This is a genomic window from Pedobacter sp. B4419 (assembly GCF_059693725.1).
On sequence record NZ_JCASSL010000002.1, the window covers coordinates 1,933,097 to 1,952,523 of the forward strand.

At 35.7% G+C, this 19,427-nt stretch carries 19 protein-coding genes; all 19 read left to right on the plus strand.

All coding sequences use genetic code 11. The annotated features are described in order from the left end of the window. Nucleotides 1-9 precede the first annotated feature (9 nt). The 19 genes from AC570H_RS19890 to AC570H_RS19980 all read left to right on the plus strand — a co-directional run bounded on the left by AC570H_RS19890 (nucleotide 10) and on the right by AC570H_RS19980 (nucleotide 19,427). Entirely contained in the window at nucleotides 10-576 is a 567-nt protein-coding gene (locus AC570H_RS19890) for a DUF3109 family protein (RefSeq protein WP_497358165.1), read from the plus strand. Nucleotides 577-651: 75 nt separating this feature from the next. Next, nucleotides 652-1,704, plus strand: a complete 1,053-nt coding sequence (gene rfbB / locus AC570H_RS19895) for a dTDP-glucose 4,6-dehydratase (protein ID WP_497358167.1) — start codon at nucleotides 652-654, stop codon at nucleotides 1,702-1,704. Next, nucleotides 1,704-2,243: a dTDP-4-dehydrorhamnose 3,5-epimerase gene (rfbC, locus tag AC570H_RS19900; protein ID WP_497358169.1), complete on the plus strand. Its 540-nt coding sequence runs from the start codon at nucleotides 1,704-1,706 to the stop codon at nucleotides 2,241-2,243. The genes rfbB and rfbC overlap by 1 nt, the downstream gene beginning before the upstream one ends. After that, entirely contained in the window at nucleotides 2,240-3,094 is an 855-nt protein-coding gene (rfbD, locus tag AC570H_RS19905) for a dTDP-4-dehydrorhamnose reductase (RefSeq protein WP_497358171.1), read from the plus strand. Before rfbC ends, rfbD begins: the two co-directional genes overlap by 4 nt. Before the next feature lie 34 nt (nucleotides 3,095-3,128). After that, on the plus strand, nucleotides 3,129-3,989 hold the full coding sequence (rfbA, locus tag AC570H_RS19910) for a glucose-1-phosphate thymidylyltransferase RfbA (protein ID WP_497358173.1): 861 nt from the start codon (nucleotides 3,129-3,131) through the stop codon (nucleotides 3,987-3,989). A 4-nt stretch (nucleotides 3,990-3,993) separates the two neighbouring features. Further along, the gene (locus AC570H_RS19915; protein ID WP_497358175.1) at nucleotides 3,994-5,262 is read left to right on the plus strand and encodes a nucleotide sugar dehydrogenase; all 1,269 of its coding nucleotides are present in this window, start codon (nucleotides 3,994-3,996) and stop codon (nucleotides 5,260-5,262) included. Between the two features lie 124 nt (nucleotides 5,263-5,386). Then, nucleotides 5,387-6,523, plus strand: a complete 1,137-nt coding sequence (gmd, locus tag AC570H_RS19920; protein ID WP_497358177.1) for a GDP-mannose 4,6-dehydratase — start codon at nucleotides 5,387-5,389, stop codon at nucleotides 6,521-6,523. A gap of 78 nt (nucleotides 6,524-6,601) precedes the next feature. Then, entirely contained in the window at nucleotides 6,602-9,070 is a 2,469-nt protein-coding gene (locus AC570H_RS19925) for an SLBB domain-containing protein (protein WP_497358179.1), read from the plus strand. A gap of 51 nt (nucleotides 9,071-9,121) precedes the next feature. Next, nucleotides 9,122-10,222 (plus strand): Wzz/FepE/Etk N-terminal domain-containing protein, encoded by a 1,101-nt coding sequence (locus tag AC570H_RS19930; RefSeq protein ID WP_497358181.1) that lies wholly within the window; start codon nucleotides 9,122-9,124, stop codon nucleotides 10,220-10,222. Nucleotides 10,223-10,225: 3 nt separating this feature from the next. After that, the gene (locus AC570H_RS19935; RefSeq protein ID WP_497358183.1) at nucleotides 10,226-11,413 is read left to right on the plus strand and encodes a UDP-N-acetylglucosamine 4,6-dehydratase; all 1,188 of its coding nucleotides are present in this window, start codon (nucleotides 10,226-10,228) and stop codon (nucleotides 11,411-11,413) included. 2 nt (nucleotides 11,414-11,415) lie between these two features. Beyond that, nucleotides 11,416-12,570 (plus strand): LegC family aminotransferase, encoded by a 1,155-nt coding sequence (locus AC570H_RS19940; RefSeq protein WP_497358185.1) that lies wholly within the window; start codon nucleotides 11,416-11,418, stop codon nucleotides 12,568-12,570. Between the two features lie 102 nt (nucleotides 12,571-12,672). Next, complete coding sequence (locus tag AC570H_RS19945; protein WP_497358187.1) at nucleotides 12,673-14,451, plus strand: HAD-IIIC family phosphatase; 1,779 nt, start codon at nucleotides 12,673-12,675, stop codon at nucleotides 14,449-14,451. Then, entirely contained in the window at nucleotides 14,441-14,686 is a 246-nt protein-coding gene (locus AC570H_RS19950; RefSeq protein ID WP_497358189.1) for an acyl carrier protein, read from the plus strand. The genes AC570H_RS19945 and AC570H_RS19950 overlap by 11 nt, the downstream gene beginning before the upstream one ends. Continuing rightward, the gene (locus AC570H_RS19955) at nucleotides 14,686-15,105 is read left to right on the plus strand and encodes a MaoC/PaaZ C-terminal domain-containing protein (protein ID WP_497358191.1); all 420 of its coding nucleotides are present in this window, start codon (nucleotides 14,686-14,688) and stop codon (nucleotides 15,103-15,105) included. Before AC570H_RS19950 ends, AC570H_RS19955 begins: the two co-directional genes overlap by 1 nt. After that, a complete protein-coding gene (locus AC570H_RS19960; RefSeq protein ID WP_497358193.1) occupies nucleotides 15,098-15,826 on the plus strand; it encodes an SDR family NAD(P)-dependent oxidoreductase in 729 nt (242 codons plus the stop codon). The genes AC570H_RS19955 and AC570H_RS19960 overlap by 8 nt, the downstream gene beginning before the upstream one ends. Nucleotides 15,827-15,834: 8 nt before the next feature. Next, nucleotides 15,835-16,815: a hypothetical protein gene (locus tag AC570H_RS19965; protein WP_497358195.1), complete on the plus strand. Its 981-nt coding sequence runs from the start codon at nucleotides 15,835-15,837 to the stop codon at nucleotides 16,813-16,815. Between the two features lie 3 nt (nucleotides 16,816-16,818). After that, complete coding sequence (locus AC570H_RS19970; protein WP_497358197.1) at nucleotides 16,819-17,802, plus strand: polysaccharide deacetylase family protein; 984 nt, start codon at nucleotides 16,819-16,821, stop codon at nucleotides 17,800-17,802. Between the two features lie 4 nt (nucleotides 17,803-17,806). Further along, nucleotides 17,807-18,451, plus strand: coding sequence for a metallophosphoesterase family protein (locus tag AC570H_RS19975; RefSeq protein ID WP_497358199.1), 645 nt, complete (start codon nucleotides 17,807-17,809; stop codon nucleotides 18,449-18,451). Further along, the gene (locus AC570H_RS19980; RefSeq protein WP_497358201.1) at nucleotides 18,441-19,427 is read left to right on the plus strand and encodes an ATP-grasp domain-containing protein; all 987 of its coding nucleotides are present in this window, start codon (nucleotides 18,441-18,443) and stop codon (nucleotides 19,425-19,427) included. Before AC570H_RS19975 ends, AC570H_RS19980 begins: the two co-directional genes overlap by 11 nt.

Below are 19,427 nucleotides of genomic sequence, written 5' to 3' on the forward strand. Positions count from 1 at the left end.
ATAAAGCAAATGATTGAAGTACAAAATGCCTTGGTGCATGAAGATGTGATAAGCGAAAGCTTTGTGTGTAATTTGAATAAATGCAAAGGTATTTGTTGTGTAGAAGGCGATTCGGGTGCGCCGTTGGAAGTAGCCGAAACAGCTATATTGAATGAGATCTATCCAAAAATCAAGCACTTGTTGGCCGCAAAAGGGATTGAGGCGATTGAAGCACAAGGTACCTATGTCGTAGATATGGATGGCGATTTGACCACTACCTGTGTAGATGGAAATAAGGAATGTGCCTATGTAACCTTTGAAAACGGCATTACCAAATGCGCTATAGAAAAAGCTTACGAGCAAGGCTTAGTGGATTGGAAAAAGCCGATCTCTTGTCACCTTTATCCAATTAGGATTACCAAATATCCAGAATTTGATGTGCTTCATTACGATAGGTGGCACATTTGTAGCGATGCCTGTACTTTTGGAAGAGAGCTCAAAGTGCCGGTTTATCAGTTTCTAAAAGATCCCCTAATCAGAAAATATGGTGCCGAATGGTATGCAGAATTGGAAAATAGCGTATCTTCAAAGAGTTAACATAAGGATAAACTTTATATTGTGCCTATCAAACCTGTTTTAACAATTGAGAAATCATTAACCTAAATATCTATTTTGAAGAAGATTTTAATTACCGGTGGTGCCGGATTCATTGGCTCGCATGTTGTGCGCAGATTTGTGAATAACTATCCTCAATATGAAATCGTTAACCTCGATGCACTGACTTATGCAGGCAATCTGGCTAACTTAACAGACATCGAAAATAAACCCAATTATAGATTTGTAAAAGAAGATATTACAAATGCCAGTGCTATTGGCGAGCTATTTAGGGTGGAGAACTTTGATGCGGTTATCCACTTGGCCGCCGAAAGCCATGTAGATCGTTCTATTACTGATCCTACAGCATTTGTAATGACGAATGTAATTGGTACGGTTAACCTATTAAATGCAGCCAAAGAACATTGGAAGGGTGATTATGCAACCAGGCGTTTTTACCATGTAAGTACTGATGAGGTGTATGGTGCATTAGGAGAAACGGGCATGTTTACCGAAACTACCGCTTACGATCCACACAGCCCATACTCTGCTTCCAAAGCAAGCTCAGACCATTTTGTAAGGGCTTACCACGATACCTATGGGTTGGATTGTGTAATATCAAACTGCTCAAATAATTATGGCTCGCATCATTTTCCTGAGAAATTGATCCCCTTGGCCATTAATAATATCAAAAACAATAAGCCAGTGCCTGTTTATGGCAAGGGCGAAAACGTACGTGACTGGCTTTGGGTAGAGGATCACGCTCGTGCGATAGACGTTATCTTCCATAAGGCAAAAACAGGCGATACTTATAACATTGGTGGTCACAACGAATGGAAGAATATTGATCTAATTAATTTGCTATGTAAGATTATGGATCAAAAACTAGGGCGTAAGGAAGGTAATTCTGCAAAACTAATTACTTATGTTACTGATAGGGCAGGTCATGACTTAAGGTATGCCATTGATTCAACAAAGCTACAAAAAGAACTAGATTGGGTGCCAAGTCTTCAATTTGAAGAAGGATTGGAAAAAACGGTGGATTGGTATTTGCAGAATGAAGATTGGTTAAATAATGTAACTTCTGGAAACTATCAATCTTATTATCAACAACAATACAGTAACGCCTAATGGAAATAGAACAAACGGGTCTAAAAGACTGTATTATTATCAAACCAAGGGTTTTTGAAGATAGCAGGGGCCATTTTTTCGAAAGCTTTAATCAGCAAGTTTTTGAAAAAAAAACTGGGCTTTCTGGAGCTTTTGTTCAAGATAATCAATCGTTCTCCTCTTATGGTGTGATTAGGGGACTACATGCGCAAGGTGGCGAATTTGCACAGGCCAAATTGGTTAGGGTTTTAAAAGGCGAGGTTTTAGATGTAGCTGTTGATATTAGGCCTGGCTCGCCAACTTACGGCCAACATATTTCTGTTAAGCTAAGTGCCGAGAACAAATTACAGTTGTATGTCCCGCGTGGCTTTTTACATGGATTTTCTGTATTAAGTGAAACAGCGGAATTCTTCTATAAATGTGATAACTTTTACAATAAGGCTTCAGAACAAGGTGTAATCTATAATGATGCCCAATTAAATATAGATTGGTTGGTGCCAGGTGACAAACAATCTGTTTCTGATAAAGATTTAACCCTTAGTCCTTTCTCTTCTTTATGAATAAAATATTAGTGATTGGTGCTGGAGGTCAATTGGGGCAATGTTTAAAAACCGTAGCCGAACGCCGAAAAATCAACGACATTTTTTTTCCGGCAGAACAAGATGCCAATATCTTAAAGCCTGAGCTTTTGCAGACATTGTTTGAGGAAATTAAACCACTTTTTGTAATCAACTGCGCAGCATATACAGCAGTAGATAAAGCAGAAGACGAGGTAGATTTAGCCAAAGCCATCAATGAAACAGGCGCAGCCAATTTGGCTATTGCTTGCAAAGCGCATGGATCCACGTTGATCCATATTTCTACGGACTTTGTTTTTGAAGGAAATCTCATAAAGCTCTTATTAGAAGAAGATGAAGCCAAACCGATAAATATTTATGGGCAAACAAAGCTTGATGGAGAAAAAGCAGTTGCTTCTGTTTTGGAAAGCCATGTAATTATTCGGACGAGTTGGTTGTATTCTGAATATGCTAATAACTTTGTGAAGACGATGTTAAAACTTGGAGCTGAAAGAGACGAGTTAAGTATTATAGCTGATCAAGTTGGGACCCCAACCTATGCTATCGATCTTGCTAATGCAATCTTCGACATTATTATTTCTGAGAATAGGAATTATGGAGTTTATCATTATAGCAATGAAGGAGTAACTTCGTGGTTTGATTTCGCTAAAGCGGTGTTCGAAATTAGTGGAACGAACGTAAAAACCAATCCTATTCCAACCTCTGCCTATCCAACAAAAGCGAAGCGTCCAGGATTTTCTGTAATGGATAAAAGCAAAATAAAGAATACGTTCAAGCTTACCATTCCTTATTGGAGAGATAGCTTAGTTCAATGTATAGCAAAGTTAAATTAACAATAAGACCCCAAAACATTAATAAAACTATAAAATGAAAGGTATAATCTTAGCAGGCGGTAGTGGAACCCGTCTACATCCTTTAACATTGGCGTGTAGTAAACAAATGATGCCGGTTTATGATAAGCCAATGATCTATTATCCTTTATCAACATTGATGTTGGCTGGAATTAAAGAAATATTGATTATTTCTACACCTCACGACTTGCCAAATTTTGAAAAATTATTAGGAAATGGTGAGAATTTAGGTTGCAAATTTAGTTACGCTGTGCAACACGAACCGAATGGCTTAGCACAGGCTTTTGTAATTGGTGAGGAGTTCATTGGTAAAGATAAGGTTGCTTTGGTATTGGGAGATAATATCTTTCATGGTGATGGAATGGCTAAATTATTACAGGCAAGTTCTGATCCAGATGGAGGCGTGGTGTTTGCTTATCAGGTGTCTGATCCTGAACGTTATGGTGTAGTAGAGTTTGATTCCAATAAAAAGGCTATTTCTATTGAAGAAAAACCACAAAATCCTAAATCGGATTATGCTGTCCCAGGACTTTATTTTTATGACAATGAGGTTGTTGAAATAGCAAAGAATATTAAACCTTCTCCAAGAGGTGAATATGAGATTACTGATGTAAACAAGGTTTATTTGGAGAGAGGCAAACTCAAAGTTGGGGTTTTAAGTAGAGGTACAGCTTGGTTGGATACAGGCACTTTTGCCTCATTAATGCAGGCTGGACAGTTTGTCCAAATAATAGAAGAGCGCCAAGGCCTAAAAATAGGTTGTATAGAAGAAATTGCCTATAGGATGGGATTTATTAATGCAGAACAGCTGAAGCAAATCGCAGCACCCTTGATTAAAAGTGGCTATGGAGACTATTTGCTTAAAATAGTAAAATAAGGTAATGAGCCAGCATCATAAAATCGCTATTATAGGATTAGGCTATGTTGGTTTACCTTTGGCGATAGAATTTGCCAAGAAATATGAAGTCCTTGGATTTGACATTAATTCTAAACGTATTGAAGAGTTAAAATCCTTACAGGATAATACGCAAGAAGCTGATTTAAATCAATTAAAAGAAGCTATACAATCCAAAAATCTGCAGCTTTCTTCAGCGCCGGCTACTATACAATCTTGCAATGTTTACATTGTAACCGTACCAACTCCAATAGATGATGCTAAAAAACCCGATCTAAAGCCTTTGCTTGAAGCTTCGGCAATGGTAGGAGGCTTTCTGAAAAAAAATGATATCGTAATTTACGAGTCCACTGTTTACCCTGGATGCACCGAAGAAGATTGCGTGCCTGTTTTAGAAAAAGCATCTGGCTTAAAATATAATACTGACTTCTTTTGTGGCTATTCTCCAGAGCGGATTAATCCAGGAGATAAAATAAATACGCTTACCAAGATTAAAAAGGTAACCTCAGGTTCTGACACCAAAACTGCAAAGACAGTTGATGAGCTTTACTTAAGCATCATAACGGCAGGTACACATAAAGCACCCAGTATAAAAGTTGCAGAAGCCTCAAAGGCAATCGAAAATGCACAACGTGATGTAAATATCTCATTTGTAAATGAATTGGCTTTGATCTTTGATAGAATGGGAATTGATACCAATGATGTATTGGAGGCTGCAGGCACCAAGTGGAATTTTCTCAAATATAAGCCTGGATTAGTCGGGGGGCACTGTATAGGCGTTGATCCTTATTACTTGGCACATAAATCTGAAACTTTAGGCTACAAACCAGAGGTTATTCTCTCTGGGCGAAGGGTTAATGATGAGATGGGCATGTTTGTGGCCAATAAAGTAGTTAAAATGATGTTGACTAAAAATAAGAATATAAAGCGTTCAAAAGCATTGATTTTGGGTTTTGCTTTTAAGGAAAATTGTCCCGACATCAGAAATACGCGCGTAATCGATATTTATAAAGAACTGACATCATTTGGCATTGCTACTGATGTATTTGATCCTTGGGCTAGTGCTGAACAAGTTGAAAGGGAGTATAACATTAAACTTATTTCCGAAATTAGCCTCAATTATGATGCGATTATTCTTGCCGTCGCTCATCGGAAATTTCTTGAAATAGACTACGCCCAACTACAAAGAACAGGAGCAATAATATTTGATACAAAATCTTTCATTGATCGTAGTTTCGTAAATGCTCGACTTTAAACCATATAACTAATGTCTTTATATAAATTTTAGAGCTTTTCTATTCGCCTAATGTAAATTGCCTGTAGTAAAAGGCAGAAAATATTTGTTATGTTTGCAAGCTTAAAACGTTAGTTATATCATTATGAAAATTGCCTTAATTACGGGAGTTACTGGACAGGATGGAGCTTATTTAGCAGAGTTCTTGCTTAAAAAAGGTTATTTTGTTCATGGCATAAAGAGAAGGTCGTCGTTATTTAATACAGACAGGATAGATCATTTATATCAAGATCAACACGAAAATGATGTAAAGTTCAAACTACATTATGGAGATTTAACAGATTCTACCAATCTTATTCGAATCATACAAGAAGTACAACCTGATGAGATATATAACTTGGCTGCCATGAGCCATGTTCAAGTAAGTTTCGAAATGCCAGAATATACTGCAAATGCAGATGGTATTGGTACATTAAGACTGTTAGAGGCTGTAAGGATATTGGGACTAACCAAGAAGACAAAAATATATCAAGCCTCAACTTCAGAGCTATACGGTTTGGTTCAAGCTGTTCCGCAAAGCGAAACCACGCCTTTTTACCCACGCTCCCCTTACGCAGTAGCGAAAATCTATGGTTATTGGATTACCGTAAATTATCGTGAAGCTTATGGTATGTTTGCTTGTAATGGCATTTTATTTAACCACGAAAGCCCATTGAGGGGTGAAACTTTTGTGACACGTAAAATTACCCGTGCGGCATGTAAAATAGCACTTGGATTGCAAACCTGCTTATATTTAGGTAATCTTTCTGCCCAGCGCGATTGGGGGCATGCTAAAGATTATATAGAAGCCATGTGGCTTATTCTTCAACAAGAGCAACCTGAGGATTTTGTAATTGCTACAGGTATTACTACAACTGTCCGCGATTTTGTAAAAATGAGTTTTTCGGAATTGGGAATTGAGATTGAATTCTCTGGAAAAGACGAGCGGGAAAAAGGCGTAATTATAGATATAGACCAAGAAAAAGTTCAAAGTTTAGGCATAAATTCAAATAATCTGAAACTTGGCACGACGGTTGTACGAGTGGATCCAAAATATTTTAGGCCAACAGAGGTCGATCTATTATTGGGTGATCCAACTAAATCTAAATCTAAACTTGGGTGGAGGCCAAAATATGATTTGCCAGCTTTAGTAAGTGATATGATTACATCTGATTTGAATTTAATGAAAAAAGACGAGTTCTTAAAAGAAGGCGGGTTTAATACTCTTAACTACTTTGAATAAGTTTAGAAGTTAAGCTCTCTACTTTATTTGATGAATAGCGTATAGTACATTTACGGACACTTATACACAAAAATACCAATGAGGCAAAAAGTAAGTTTACTAACTACCTTTATTTTATTTTCCTTCATACTTCATTTTTCTTCTATTGCTCAAACCAGCTATATAGATGTAAAGGTTGATCAACTCTCTGATGCTCAAATTTTGCAAATGATCAAGCAGGCAGAATCAATAGGCTATACTGAGGCGCAATTAGAGCAGATGGCTGCAGCAAGAGGAATGAAGGCCGAAGAGTTGCAGAAATTGAGATTACGTGTAAATAAGTTGCGTAGCCAAGGAACCACCGCGCAGGTTGAAAATAAATCTGTTAATACCGGACGAGAATATAGCGAAACAACTGCTGGTGGAGATATTGCAAACGAAAAGAATGAACAAGACGATAATGTTGCGCCAAAGGTTTTTGGATCTGAGTTATTTCGCAATGGTAATATCACATTTGAGCCTAATCTTCGGATCGCTACGCCTAAGGGATATGTTATCGGCCCAGATGATAAGCTTATTATCGATTTGACAGGTGATAATGAAACCACTTATAACCTACAGGTAAGTCCAGATGGTGTCATTAATGTTCAATATGTGGGGCGCATTGCCGTCGCTGGTTTAACCATTGAACAGGCCGCCTCTAAAATAAGGTCGGCACTTTCTAGAACTTACAAAGCTTTAATAACAGGACGTACATCATTAGCGGTAAATTTAGGAAATATAAGAAGCATTAAAGTAATTATGACAGGTAACGTAACCAAACCTGGTACTTATACGCTATCATCGCTATCTACAGTTTATACTGCTTTATATGCTTGTGGAGGTCCATCGCAGAACGGATCCTATCGCAATGTTCAAGTTATTAGAAACAATAGGGTAATAAAGACAATAGATGTTTACAGCTTTATTTTAAATGGGATCCAGCAAGGGAATATACGTTTAGAGGATCAGGACATTATTCATGTGCCCGTTTATGAGAAAAGGGTTGAAATATCGGGAGAAGTTAAACAAGCGGCCTTATTTGAAGTAGTTAAAGGAGAGACGCTTCAAGACGTTATCAATTTTGCAGGTGGTTTTACTACACAAGCCTATACAGCAAAAATTAAGTCTTTTCAAAATACTGATAAAGAAAGACGCATTGTAGATGTTCCAGCGGTAAATTATGCTGAATATGTGCCAAAAAACGGAGATAATTATATAGTTGAAGCAATTTTGGATCGTTTTGCAAATAAAGTAGAGATTTTAGGGGCTGTATTCCGCCCTGGAATGTACGAACTTGATAAAGGTCTTACGCTAAAAGGCTTAATTAATAAAGCTGATGGTTTAACAGAAGATGCATTTTTAAACAGAGGTTATATCAACCGCTTAAATCCAGATAACACCTTATTGCTAGTGCCTTTTGATGTGGCCAAAATTATGTCTGGAGAAACACAGGATATTATATTGCGACGCGAAGATAAGATCACTATTTCTTCATTGTTTGAACTAAGAGACGAATATAAAGTTAGTATTCAAGGTGAAGTTCGTGCACCCGGGGCTTTTGACTACGCAGATAATATGACATTAGAGACGGCTATCCAACTAGCAGGAGGTTTTAAAGAAGGAGCAACACCAAACAGAATAGAGGTTTCTCGACGAGTAAGAAATAGCGATGCAACTTCGGCAACTGCAAGAACAGCGGAGTTGTTTACTGTAAATATAGATCAGAACTTGAAGATACAGGGTGAACCATTTATTGTAAAGCCTTTTGACATTATCTCGGTAAGGAATTCGGAGGGGTACACTATCCAAAAACAAGTTAGACTGGAGGGAGAGGTAGTTTATCCTGGACCCTACACGATCACTAATAAAAATGAACGAATTTCTGATATAATAAAAAGAGCAGGCGGTCTAACTTCGTCGGCCTATGCAGATGGTGCTTCTTTAAAAAGGCCTGGAGCCGAAAAAGTGAATCCAGCAGACAAAAATGCAATCAATAACAAGGAAGAAGAAGATAAAAAGTTTTTGAGTCTTAAAAGAGCACAAGAAGCCGGTGTAAAAGATACAGTAAAGGCAGAAATAGAACAGAAACTAATCCAAAGTGATCTTGTGGGTATAGATTTAGAGAAAATATTAAATAATCCTTTATCAAAATATGACCTAATTGTTGAAGATGGGGATGTTATTCGTGTCCCTCGAACGTTGCAGACCGTAAGAGTTACAGGAGAGGTTTTAAATCCAAATAGCATTGTTTATCTGCCCGGAAAGAGTTTAAAGCAATACATTAATGGCGCAGGTGGCTTTACAGCTACTGCCAGAAAAGGTGGAGTGTATATTAAGTATGCAAACGGATCTGCAGCTGCAGTAGGTAAATTCTTGTTTTTTAACAATTACCCCAAAGTTAAGCCCGGTGCAGAGATTATGGTGCCGAAAAGAGCTGAGCGCGAAAGAATCAGTGCGCAAGCATGGATCGGAATTGGGACAGGTATAGCTTCTTTAGCGGCAATTGTGGTAAGCTTACTGAGGTAATCCAATATTAATTTACTTTATAGTTTGCAGTTAAACGGAAAAAAGATCAAAATGATTGTTGAAAATTCTCAAGATCAAAAACACCAAGAGCAAAATGATATGTCATTAAAGGATCTTATTCTTTTCGCAAAAGATTGGTGGCGGTATTTATTGAGTAAATGGCTCATTATCCTCTTCGTTTCTTTTATCGGTGCATGTATTGGATTAGCTTACGGTTGGCTTAAAAAGCCAATTTATACAGCTACTACAACCTTTGTTCTTGAAGAAAGCAATGGGGGGGGCAGTCCACTTGCAAATTTAGGGGGGCTTGCTTCAATGGTGGGACTTGATGTAGGCAGTGGTGGTGGAATTTTTCAAGGAGATAATATTATTCAGCTGTATAAGTCACACACAATGATACAGAATGCGTTGTTATCATCTGTTGATAATGACGGGCACAAACAGTTGTTGATTGATAGGTACATTAGTTTTAATAAATTACGTAACCAGTGGGCTAAGGAACCATTGTTAAAAAACATACGCTTTAGTGACTATACAATCCGCAGTGGTAATGCGCAATATATTAGAGCTAGAGATAGTATAATGACCGCGATCGTTAATAACATTAACAAAAACATGCTTTTTGTAGCCAAGCCAGATAAGAAACTCAGCATTATTAAAGTTGATGTGAAATCTATCGATGAGCTTTTTGCTAAGCAATTTAACAATGCTATTGTAAAAACCGTAAATGAGTTTTACAAGAATACAAAGATCAAAAAGTCAATCGAAAATGTTAATATTCTAAAAAGCAAAAGCGATTCAGTTCGTGCAGTAATGAATGGCGCTATATATACTGCAGTAGCTGCTGCAGATGCTACGCCTAACCTTAATCCAACTAGGCAGGTTCAACGTATAGTTCCAGCAACTCGTTCCCAATATACGGCCGATGCCAACAAGGCTATTTTAAGCGAATTAGTTAAAAATTTAGAAATGACTAGGATGTCACTTCTCAAAGAAACCCCATTGATACAAGTTGTTGATGAACCTGTTTTTCCATTAACTAAAGAGAAATTTGGTCGGTTGAATGGAATTTTGATTGGAGGGTTTTTAGCGGGATTTTTAATCTGCTTTGTATTGATAATTCGCCGAGCGTTAAAAATGATTATGGCATAAAAAATGGATATTTTAAGATTAATAGGGCGAAAAAAAGAGCTGTTTTATAATGATATTGCAAAACATGAAAATGAACTAACTGCCAAAGTTAAGGAGTCAAAGTTCTTGGTGCTTGGAGGAGCTGGTTCGATAGGACAAGCTGTGACTAAGGAAATCTTTAAAAGAAATCCAAGAAAATTGCATGTTGTGGACATCAGTGAAAACAACATGGTTGAACTTGTGCGCGACATAAGGAGTTCATTCGGCTATATCGATGGTGATTTTCAAACCTTTGCTTTGGATATTGGCTCTATAGAATATGATGCTTTTATTCAATCAGATGGGGAATATGACTATGTGCTCAATCTTTCCGCATTGAAACATGTGAGAAGCGAAAAAGATCCATTTACCTTAATGCGAATGATTGATGTTAATATTTTCAATACAGAAAAAACCATTAATCAATCAATTGCAAAAGGAGTAAAGAAATATTTCTGTGTTTCAACGGACAAAGCCGCCAATCCAGTAAACATGATGGGCGCTTCAAAGCGGATCATGGAAATGTTCCTTATGCGTAAAAGCCAAGAAATTGCCATTTCAACAGCTAGATTTGCAAATGTAGCCTTTTCAGATGGTTCTTTGCTTTATGGCTTTAATCAGCGTATGCTGAAAAAACAGCCTATCGTTGCCCCAAATGATATCAAAAGATATTTTGTTACGCCTAAAGAATCTGGAGAATTATGTTTGATGTCTTGTGTTTTTGGCGAAAATAGAGATATATTTTTCCCGAAATTAAGTGAAGAGTTGCATCTGATAACTTTTGCCAATATTGCCACAAAATATCTTGATGAATTAGGTTATAAACCTTATCTGTGCAAGGATGAGGATGAAGCCAGAACGTTAATGAATACTTTGCCTAGTCAGCAAGAGTGGCCATGTTTATTTGCCAAAAGCGATACCACCGGCGAAAAAGATTTTGAAGAGTTTTTTACAGCTACCGAAATCTTAGACATGAATAGATTTGAAAATTTGGGAATTATCAAAAACAAGCTTTCATTCGATAGCAATAAACTAACGCAGTTCACAGATACAATATCAATATACAAATCCGAAAGAAATTGGACAAAAGAAAATATTGTTGAACTATTCTATAAAATGATCCCAGACTTTGGACACAAAGAAACGGGCAAATACCTAGACGCAAAGATGTAATCATGACCCAGTTAACGAAATTTCAAGAGGTGGTCGATTTTGTAAAGGCACAATATCCCGGAAAGGGCTTTGTTGGCTTGCATGAACCTGTATTTGAAGGAAACGAGCGAAAATATTTAATTGACGCAATCGATTCGACATTTGTATCGTCGGTGGGGCAATACGTTAACCTTTTTGAAGAGATGATGGCTAGGATAACTGGAGCAAAATACGCTATTGCAATTGTTAATGGTACAAATGCGCTTCACCTGGCATTGTTGTTGGCCGGGGTAAAATACGGAGATGAGGTAATTTCTCAGGCTCTTACTTTCATCGCCACAGCAAATGCAATCAGTTATATTGGTGCCAGCTCGGTGTTCGTTGATGTTGATAGGGAAACGTTAGGTATGTCACCAGGAGCACTTCGAAATTTTCTGGAAAAGAATGCCATGAAAAAGCAGGATGGCTCATACAACAAAAATACAGGGAAGCGTATCGCCGCGATAGTACCAATGCACACATTTGGATTTCCTTGTAAGATTGATGAGATTGTAACGATTTGTGAAGAATGGAATATCTGTTTGGTTGAAGATTCTGCCGAATCAATGGGAAGTTATTATAAGGGTAAGCACACTGGTCTTTATGGTAAAGTGGGTGTCTTTAGTTTCAATGGAAATAAAACCGTAACCTGTGGAGGCGGAGGGGCATTGATTACGAATGACGAAGTACTTGCAAAAAAGGCTAAGCATCTATCTACTCAAGCAAAAGTGCCACATAAATGGGATTTTGTACATGATGAAATTGGCTACAATTATCGTATGCCTAATTTAAATGCTGCTCTTGCCTGTGCCCAGCTTGAGCAATTGGCTCATTTTGTTGAGAATAAAAGAGAGCTTGCGTCGCTTTACCAACATTTATTTGCAAAATTGTCAATAGCTTTTGTAGCTGAACCTCAAGATTCGAGATCAAATTATTGGCTTAATGCAATCCTTCTAAAAGATAGAGAAGAGCGTGATGTGTTCTTAAAATTTACTAATGAAAACGGTGTAATGAGTAGGCCTGTTTGGGAATTGATGAACCGATTGCCAATGTTCACTTCTTCACAAACAGATGGCTTAGAAAATAGTGTTTGGATTGCCGATAGATTAGTTAATATACCAAGCGGTTATAGAGCTTAGTGCATTTCGATTAAAAGCTCTAAAACACAGCGAAATTTTAAATACAATGCCTTAATATTGGAAAAGTAATATAAATTATAGATAGGTATCATTCATACTAAAATGCTTAAAAGTTTAACATATCCTTTTGATATAGACACTATTCTTCGCAAAAAAAAAGCAATTAAGCGAGAACTATTATTAACAAGCCCTTCTAAAGTAATTAATATTGCTATTCTGGGCGGGAGTACCATTGATGAGGTTAAAAATATTCTAGAGATTTTTTTAATGGCCGATGGAATACTTCCAAACTTCTATCAATCTGAGTATAATAAATTTTATGAAGATGCAGTATTTGAAAATTTGGCGCTGCAGGAATTTAAACCAGATATAATATTAATTCATACCTCTGTTATAAATATTACCCGATTTCCTCATGTATCTGATCAGCAAATAGAAATAGAGGGATTGTTAGAGAGTGAACTCCATAAATTCAAGACTATATGGTCTTCTTTGGAGAAGTATAATTGTGCTATTATCCAAAACAACTTTGATTTGCCACTCAATCGTCCTTTGGGTAATTTGGATTGCTACGATGCTCACGGTAAAACACTTTTTGTTAACAGATTAAACATGGAATTTGCTACGCACGCAGCCATAACAAATAACTTATATTTAAATGATATAAATTATTTGTCAGCTAGTATTGGCCTTAAAAAATGGTTTGATAGGAATCTTTGGCATTCTGCGAAATACGCACTTAGTTTTGATGCAATTCCATTATATGCTAAGCAGGTATCTAGCCTTATTAATGCAATTTTTGGTGCATCTAAGAAATGCCTTGTTCTTGATCTAGATAATACTTGCTGGGGTGGAATTATTGGAGATGATGGGCTGGATGGGATTAGCTTAGGAAATGAGACTGCGCAAGGAGAGTCTTTCATGTATTTTCAGAAATATGTAAAGGAACTTAAAGATCGTGGAGTAATTTTAGCTGTCTCCTCGAAAAATGAACATAACCTTGCAAAAGAGGGTTTTTCACATCCAGATAGTGTATTAGCCTTTGATGATTTCACTTCTTTTAAGGCGAATTGGGAACCAAAATCTGAAAATATAAAAAAAATTGCTGAACAAATTAATATTGGTTTAGATAGTTTGGTGTTTATTGATGATAATTCTGTAGAACGTGAAATAGTATCTTCTCAGTTATCAATGGTAAGTGTCCCTGAAGTAGGGAGTGATGTATTATACTTTATAGACCACATTGAAAATAATGGCTATTTTGAAATCACAACACTTTCTGGAGATGATATTAAACGTAATGTGTTTTATCAGGATAATATTGCAAGGAATCAGGAACAGTCTTTATTTGAAAGCTATGAAGACTTTTTGCAATCATTAATGATGACGGCTGAAATACAACCCTTTTCGCCACTTTATTTAGATCGGATCACTCAACTTATCAACAAAACTAATCAATTCAATTTGACTACTAATCGTTATACCGTTGGAGAAATTGAAGCGATTTCCGCAGATAAGAATTATATTAAAATTTACGGTAAATTAGCAGACAGATTTGGTGATAATGGCTTAATTTCAATAATCATTGGACATGTAAATGATAGTATTTGCCATTTAGATCTTTGGTTAATGAGTTGTAGAGTCTTAAAAAGGAACATGGAATTCGCTATGTTAGACTATTTGGTGAATGCATGTAGCGAAAGAAACATTACAGAGATTATAGGGTATTATTTTAGGACACCTAAAAATAATATGGTTGCCGATTTTTATCAAACGATGGGCTTCGAGCTATTGAAAGTTGAAGGAGAGAATTCAATTTGGAAATTAGAAATAGACAATTACCAAAATAAAAATAATATTATTAAGATAAATGATGAATAGAGCGCAGGTGTTTGAAAATGTTCAGGAAATATTTAGAGATATTTTTGATGATCAAAATTTAATAATTGTTGATTCAACAAATTCGGATAAGATTGATGATTGGGATTCTTTGAACCATATAAATTTAGTTGTAGCTATAGAAAAAGAATTTAAGATTAAGTTTGACTTTAATGAACTTGCTGGACTTAAGGATGTAGGGGCAATGGTTGATCTCATAATCGAAAAAATAAAGTAATGAACACATATTTGTTCTCTGAAATCTCAGAAGGTCTTTCCCACTCATTTGAAGTAGAACTTACTGAAATAAAACTAAAAAGTTTTCTTGAGATTTCAGGAGATACGAACCCGCTTCATACAGATAGCTTATACGCTAAAACAAAAGGATTTGACGGCAGAGTAGTTTACGGTATGTTGAGCTCGGCATTTTACTCAACTTTAGTTGGAGTTTATTTGCCAGGTAAATACTCAATTCTTCATAGTATTGATATTCAGTTTATTAAGCCTGTATTTGTTGATGATTATCTAAAAGTGACTGGTACTGTGTTTTATATAAATCAGGCATACAAACAAATAGAAGTAAAGGCCTTCATTGAAAATCAAGATAGAAAGAAGGTATCTAAGGCGCTTATTAAAATTGGTTTGATTGATGGATAATATTATATTTATAACTGGGGCTTCGTCCGATATTGGATTAGAACTAATAAAGAGTATTTCTGAGAATTGCCTGATAATTGCGCATTATAATACTTCCAATAAAGCATTAATCGAGCTGTCATCAGAAATCAAAAATGAACTGATTTGTGTTCAAGCAGATTTAGGTAATGAAAAAGCCCTTGTGGATCTATTGAATTTTATTGAAGAAAATTATGGCATCCCTAATAAAATTATTCATTTGGCAGCCCCTAAGTTTCAGAATATAAGATTTAAAAGTATTGAATGGGATAGCTTTCAATCGGAGTTAGAAATCAGCCTTAAATCAATTATCCTTATTTTGAATAGGTTTCTGCCAAGCTTAGCTAGTAAAAAACATGGCAAAGTTGTTATTATGCTATCTAGTGTAACACTTAATGTTCCACCTAAAGCGCTGGTTCAATATACTACAGTTAAGTATGCTTTGCTAGGATTAATGAAAAGCTTAGCGAGTGAATATGCGGAAAAAGGAATTACAATCAATGCGATTTCGCCATCAATGATCGAAACTAGGTTTCTTTCTGAAATCAATGAAAAATTTGTCGAAATTGCTGCTAAATCGCACCCCTTGAAAAGAAACGCATCCGTAGATGATGTAATACCTGCACTGTTATTGTTACTTTCAGATCAATCAAACTATATAAACGGTATAAATATACCAGTTACTGGGGGGAGTATTTTTTAATGATAAGATTGGCCAATTCAAATGATGTAGACATCATTATGGACTTTATCAATAATGAATGGAAAGCTGATCATATTCTGGGTAGAGATAAATCTTTTTTTTTATATGAACATCAAAATGCAGAACAAATAAATTTTGCGATTTCAGAAGATGAGCAAGGAAATTTAAACGGCCTCATTGGCTTTCTTCCTTCTTCTACAATACCCCCTTTCGATATTTGCACCGTTATATGGAAGGTTGCCAAACGAGCAGGTAACCCAATGTTAGGCGTGGAACTATTAAACTTTTTAATAGGTCTCAACAGTTATAGGACGGTAATGAGTGTAGGAATTAATGAAAAAACAATTGGCATATATAAATTTCTAGGCTTTTATACGGATAGATTAGAGCACTATGTTTTGATTAACGATCAATTGTCGTCATTTCAAATTGCAGTAGTTAATCTTAAGATAACTAAGCCGATTTTTGTAAAAAATCAAGGATATAATTTGTTGCCTCTAAATAGAGATTTTGTATTTGACTTTGATGCATTTAGCTCAAATATTATGTATAAAGATAAAGCCTATTTCCAAAAAAGATACTTCGATCATCCTATATATAAGTATGAAGTATACGGAATAGAAAAAGACAAAACCATCACATCGGTACTAGTTACACGAATACAAGAAGTGAAAAACGCTCGGGTTTTAAGGATAGTGGATTTCATAGGGAACGAAAATGAAATTAAATACATCTCTGAGTTTTTTTATAAGTTATTAGTAAAAGAAAAATTTGAATACGTTGACTTTTATTGTTTTGGATTAAATCACAATGTACTTACGGAAGCAGGCTTTCAGATGGTTGATCCAGGAAAAGAAGAACTTATTGTTCCTAATTATTTTCAGCCTTTTGTTAGAGAAAATATAAAAATTAGTTTTTTTACCAATACCAAAGATCTTCATAATCTTAAGTTATTTAAAGCGGATGGAGATCAAGACAGGCCTAATTAAAGTATGAAATCTGACTTAACTATTGTAATGTACCATTACGTGAGGCAATTGAAGTTTTCACGCTATCCTCAAATCAAAGGACTGGATTATGAACTTTTTAAAGAGCAGGTTCTATACTTAAAAAAACACTATAATTTCGTAACCATAGATCAAATTATAGCCGCCTACAAAGAAGAAGAAAAGTTGCCAAACAAAGCAGTTTTATTAACTTTTGACGATGGCTATATAGACCACTTCGAAATGGTTTTCCCCTTTTTACACAATCAAAAAATACAGGGAGCTTTCTATGCACCAGTAAGGGCAATTCTTGAACATCGTATGTTGGATGTAAATAAGATCCATTTTATTCTAGCTTCAACTAATGATATGGCGTTTCTCATTAAAGAAGTAAAAGCACAGCTGGCATATTATCGTGAAGAATACGAGTTGGAATCATTTGACTTCTACGTTAATAAACTGGCGTTTGAGAACCGTTTTGATACTAAAGAAGTTATTTTTTTCAAAAGACTCCTTCAGGTAGAGCTCAAAGAAGACTTGAGAGCTAAGATTACCGACGCGATTTTTGCAAAAACTGTAGGCATAGATCAAGAACTTTTTAGTAGGGAACTCTACATGAATAAAGAGCAGTTTTCATGTATGGTAAATAATGGAATGCATGTAGGGAGCCATGGTTATGACCATTATTGGTTAGGCTCGCTCACAAAGGAAGCTCAACGCAGGGAAATTGTAAAGTCAATGGACTTTATACAAGAAATAGGAGGAGACCTTTCTAGGTGGACAATCTGTTATCCATATGGAAATTTTAATGATGATACGCTATCGCTGTTGCAGGAGTATAAATGTAGCCTAGGATTTACAACATCTGTAGATTTGGCAACTATCAACCCCAAAGGAGATTCACGGTTTAAAATACCTAGACTAGATACAAACGATTTGCCTAAGAAACAGGATAGTTCGACGGAAAATTGGTTTCAAAAAGCTAAATAGAAGCATGAAAGTACTCATTATTAGTGATGTTCATGGAAACTTACCAGCGTTAGAGTATGTGATAAACAAGAATAAAGATGTTGATCTGGTTATTTCATTGGGGGATGTCGTGAACTATGGGCCATGGAGCAATGAATGTGTAGATTTACTGCAGAATTTGCCTAAAAAAGTAACCCTAAAAGGAAATCATGAAGAAGTCTTTTTGGCTGGCGAATATCATGGAAGCCATCCGGTTGCTCAAGAGTTTTTTAAGTTTTGCTATCCATCTTTCCTAAGAAAAGCCGAAATTGCACAATATACTTTGGAGTATAAACAAAATGGTTGCGATTTTATACATACACTAAATGAACAATATGTTTTTCCAGATACTATAGTTGAAATAAATAAAGATACTTTTATTGGCCATTCTCACCGACTCTTTTGCAAAAACATAAATGATTTTAGATTGGTAAATGTTGGTAGTGTTGGACAAAATCGTCTAAATATCGATGAAGTGAATTATGTATTATGGAATTCAGATATAAATGAAATAGAGCTTATTCGCGACTATTTCTCTGCGGATTTATTGATGAACGAGATGAAAGCAAGGAAATATCCTAAAATATGTATTGATTATATTTTTTCAAAAAGAAACAACGGTGGTAAATAAAACTAACATAGCGGTTACGGGAACTGGGAGTTTGATAGGTCAAGCGATTATAAAATCTATTCAGCGATCAAATTTAAAAGATCAGTTGGGGATTATCGGATTCGATTATTTCGAAGAAACAGTTGGTGCTTTTTGGGCCGAAAAAAACTATTTGCTTCCAGATATCTTAAAAAAAGAAGTCACTGAAGAGCACTGGCTAAAGGTTATTATCGAAAAATTGAACGAAAACAATATTAAATTGCTTTTCGTTGGTGTCGATTTTGAACTTCCTCTTTTTTCAAAGCATAAAGAGCTGATCGAAATGCAAACAACTGCTAAAGTTATGGTAAGCTCGTTGAATGTAATAGAAATAGCTGATGATAAATATTTGACTTACAGATTTTTAAAAGACAATAACCTTAATTGCCCAGAGTCATATCTTCCAGCTGAGATTGACTTTGTGGCACTAAATTATCCAGTAATTATCAAGCCTAGAAAAGGGGCAAGGAGCGTTGGTGTATATAAAATTAATACTAAATCGCAACTCGATAATGTAATCGGAACTATTAAAGAGCCAATTATTCAAGAATGTGTAGGTAACGATGCTGATGAATATACTTGTGGCACCATTTTTTTAGATGGTGAATTAAAGAAAATAATTGTGCTCAATAGAAGTTTAAAAGAAGGGAATACGTTTATTTCAAGATATAAAAAAGATTTTCCGGAAATTATTACTACTTATTTAACTCAGGTATGTAATGCTTTAAAACCATATGGCGCTTGCAACTTCCAGTTGAGATTAGATTCAGATGGTATCCCTAAGATATTTGAAATTAACTCTCGTCATTCTGGAACCACTTACATTCGCTCTTTATTTGGATATAAGGAAATAGAATATATCATTAACCTGGTTTTATTTGATAAAGAAATAGATTTTGAATTGCAAGAAGGAACCGTAGTGAGATATTTTGATGAGTTCTTTTCAGAGAGAAAATAA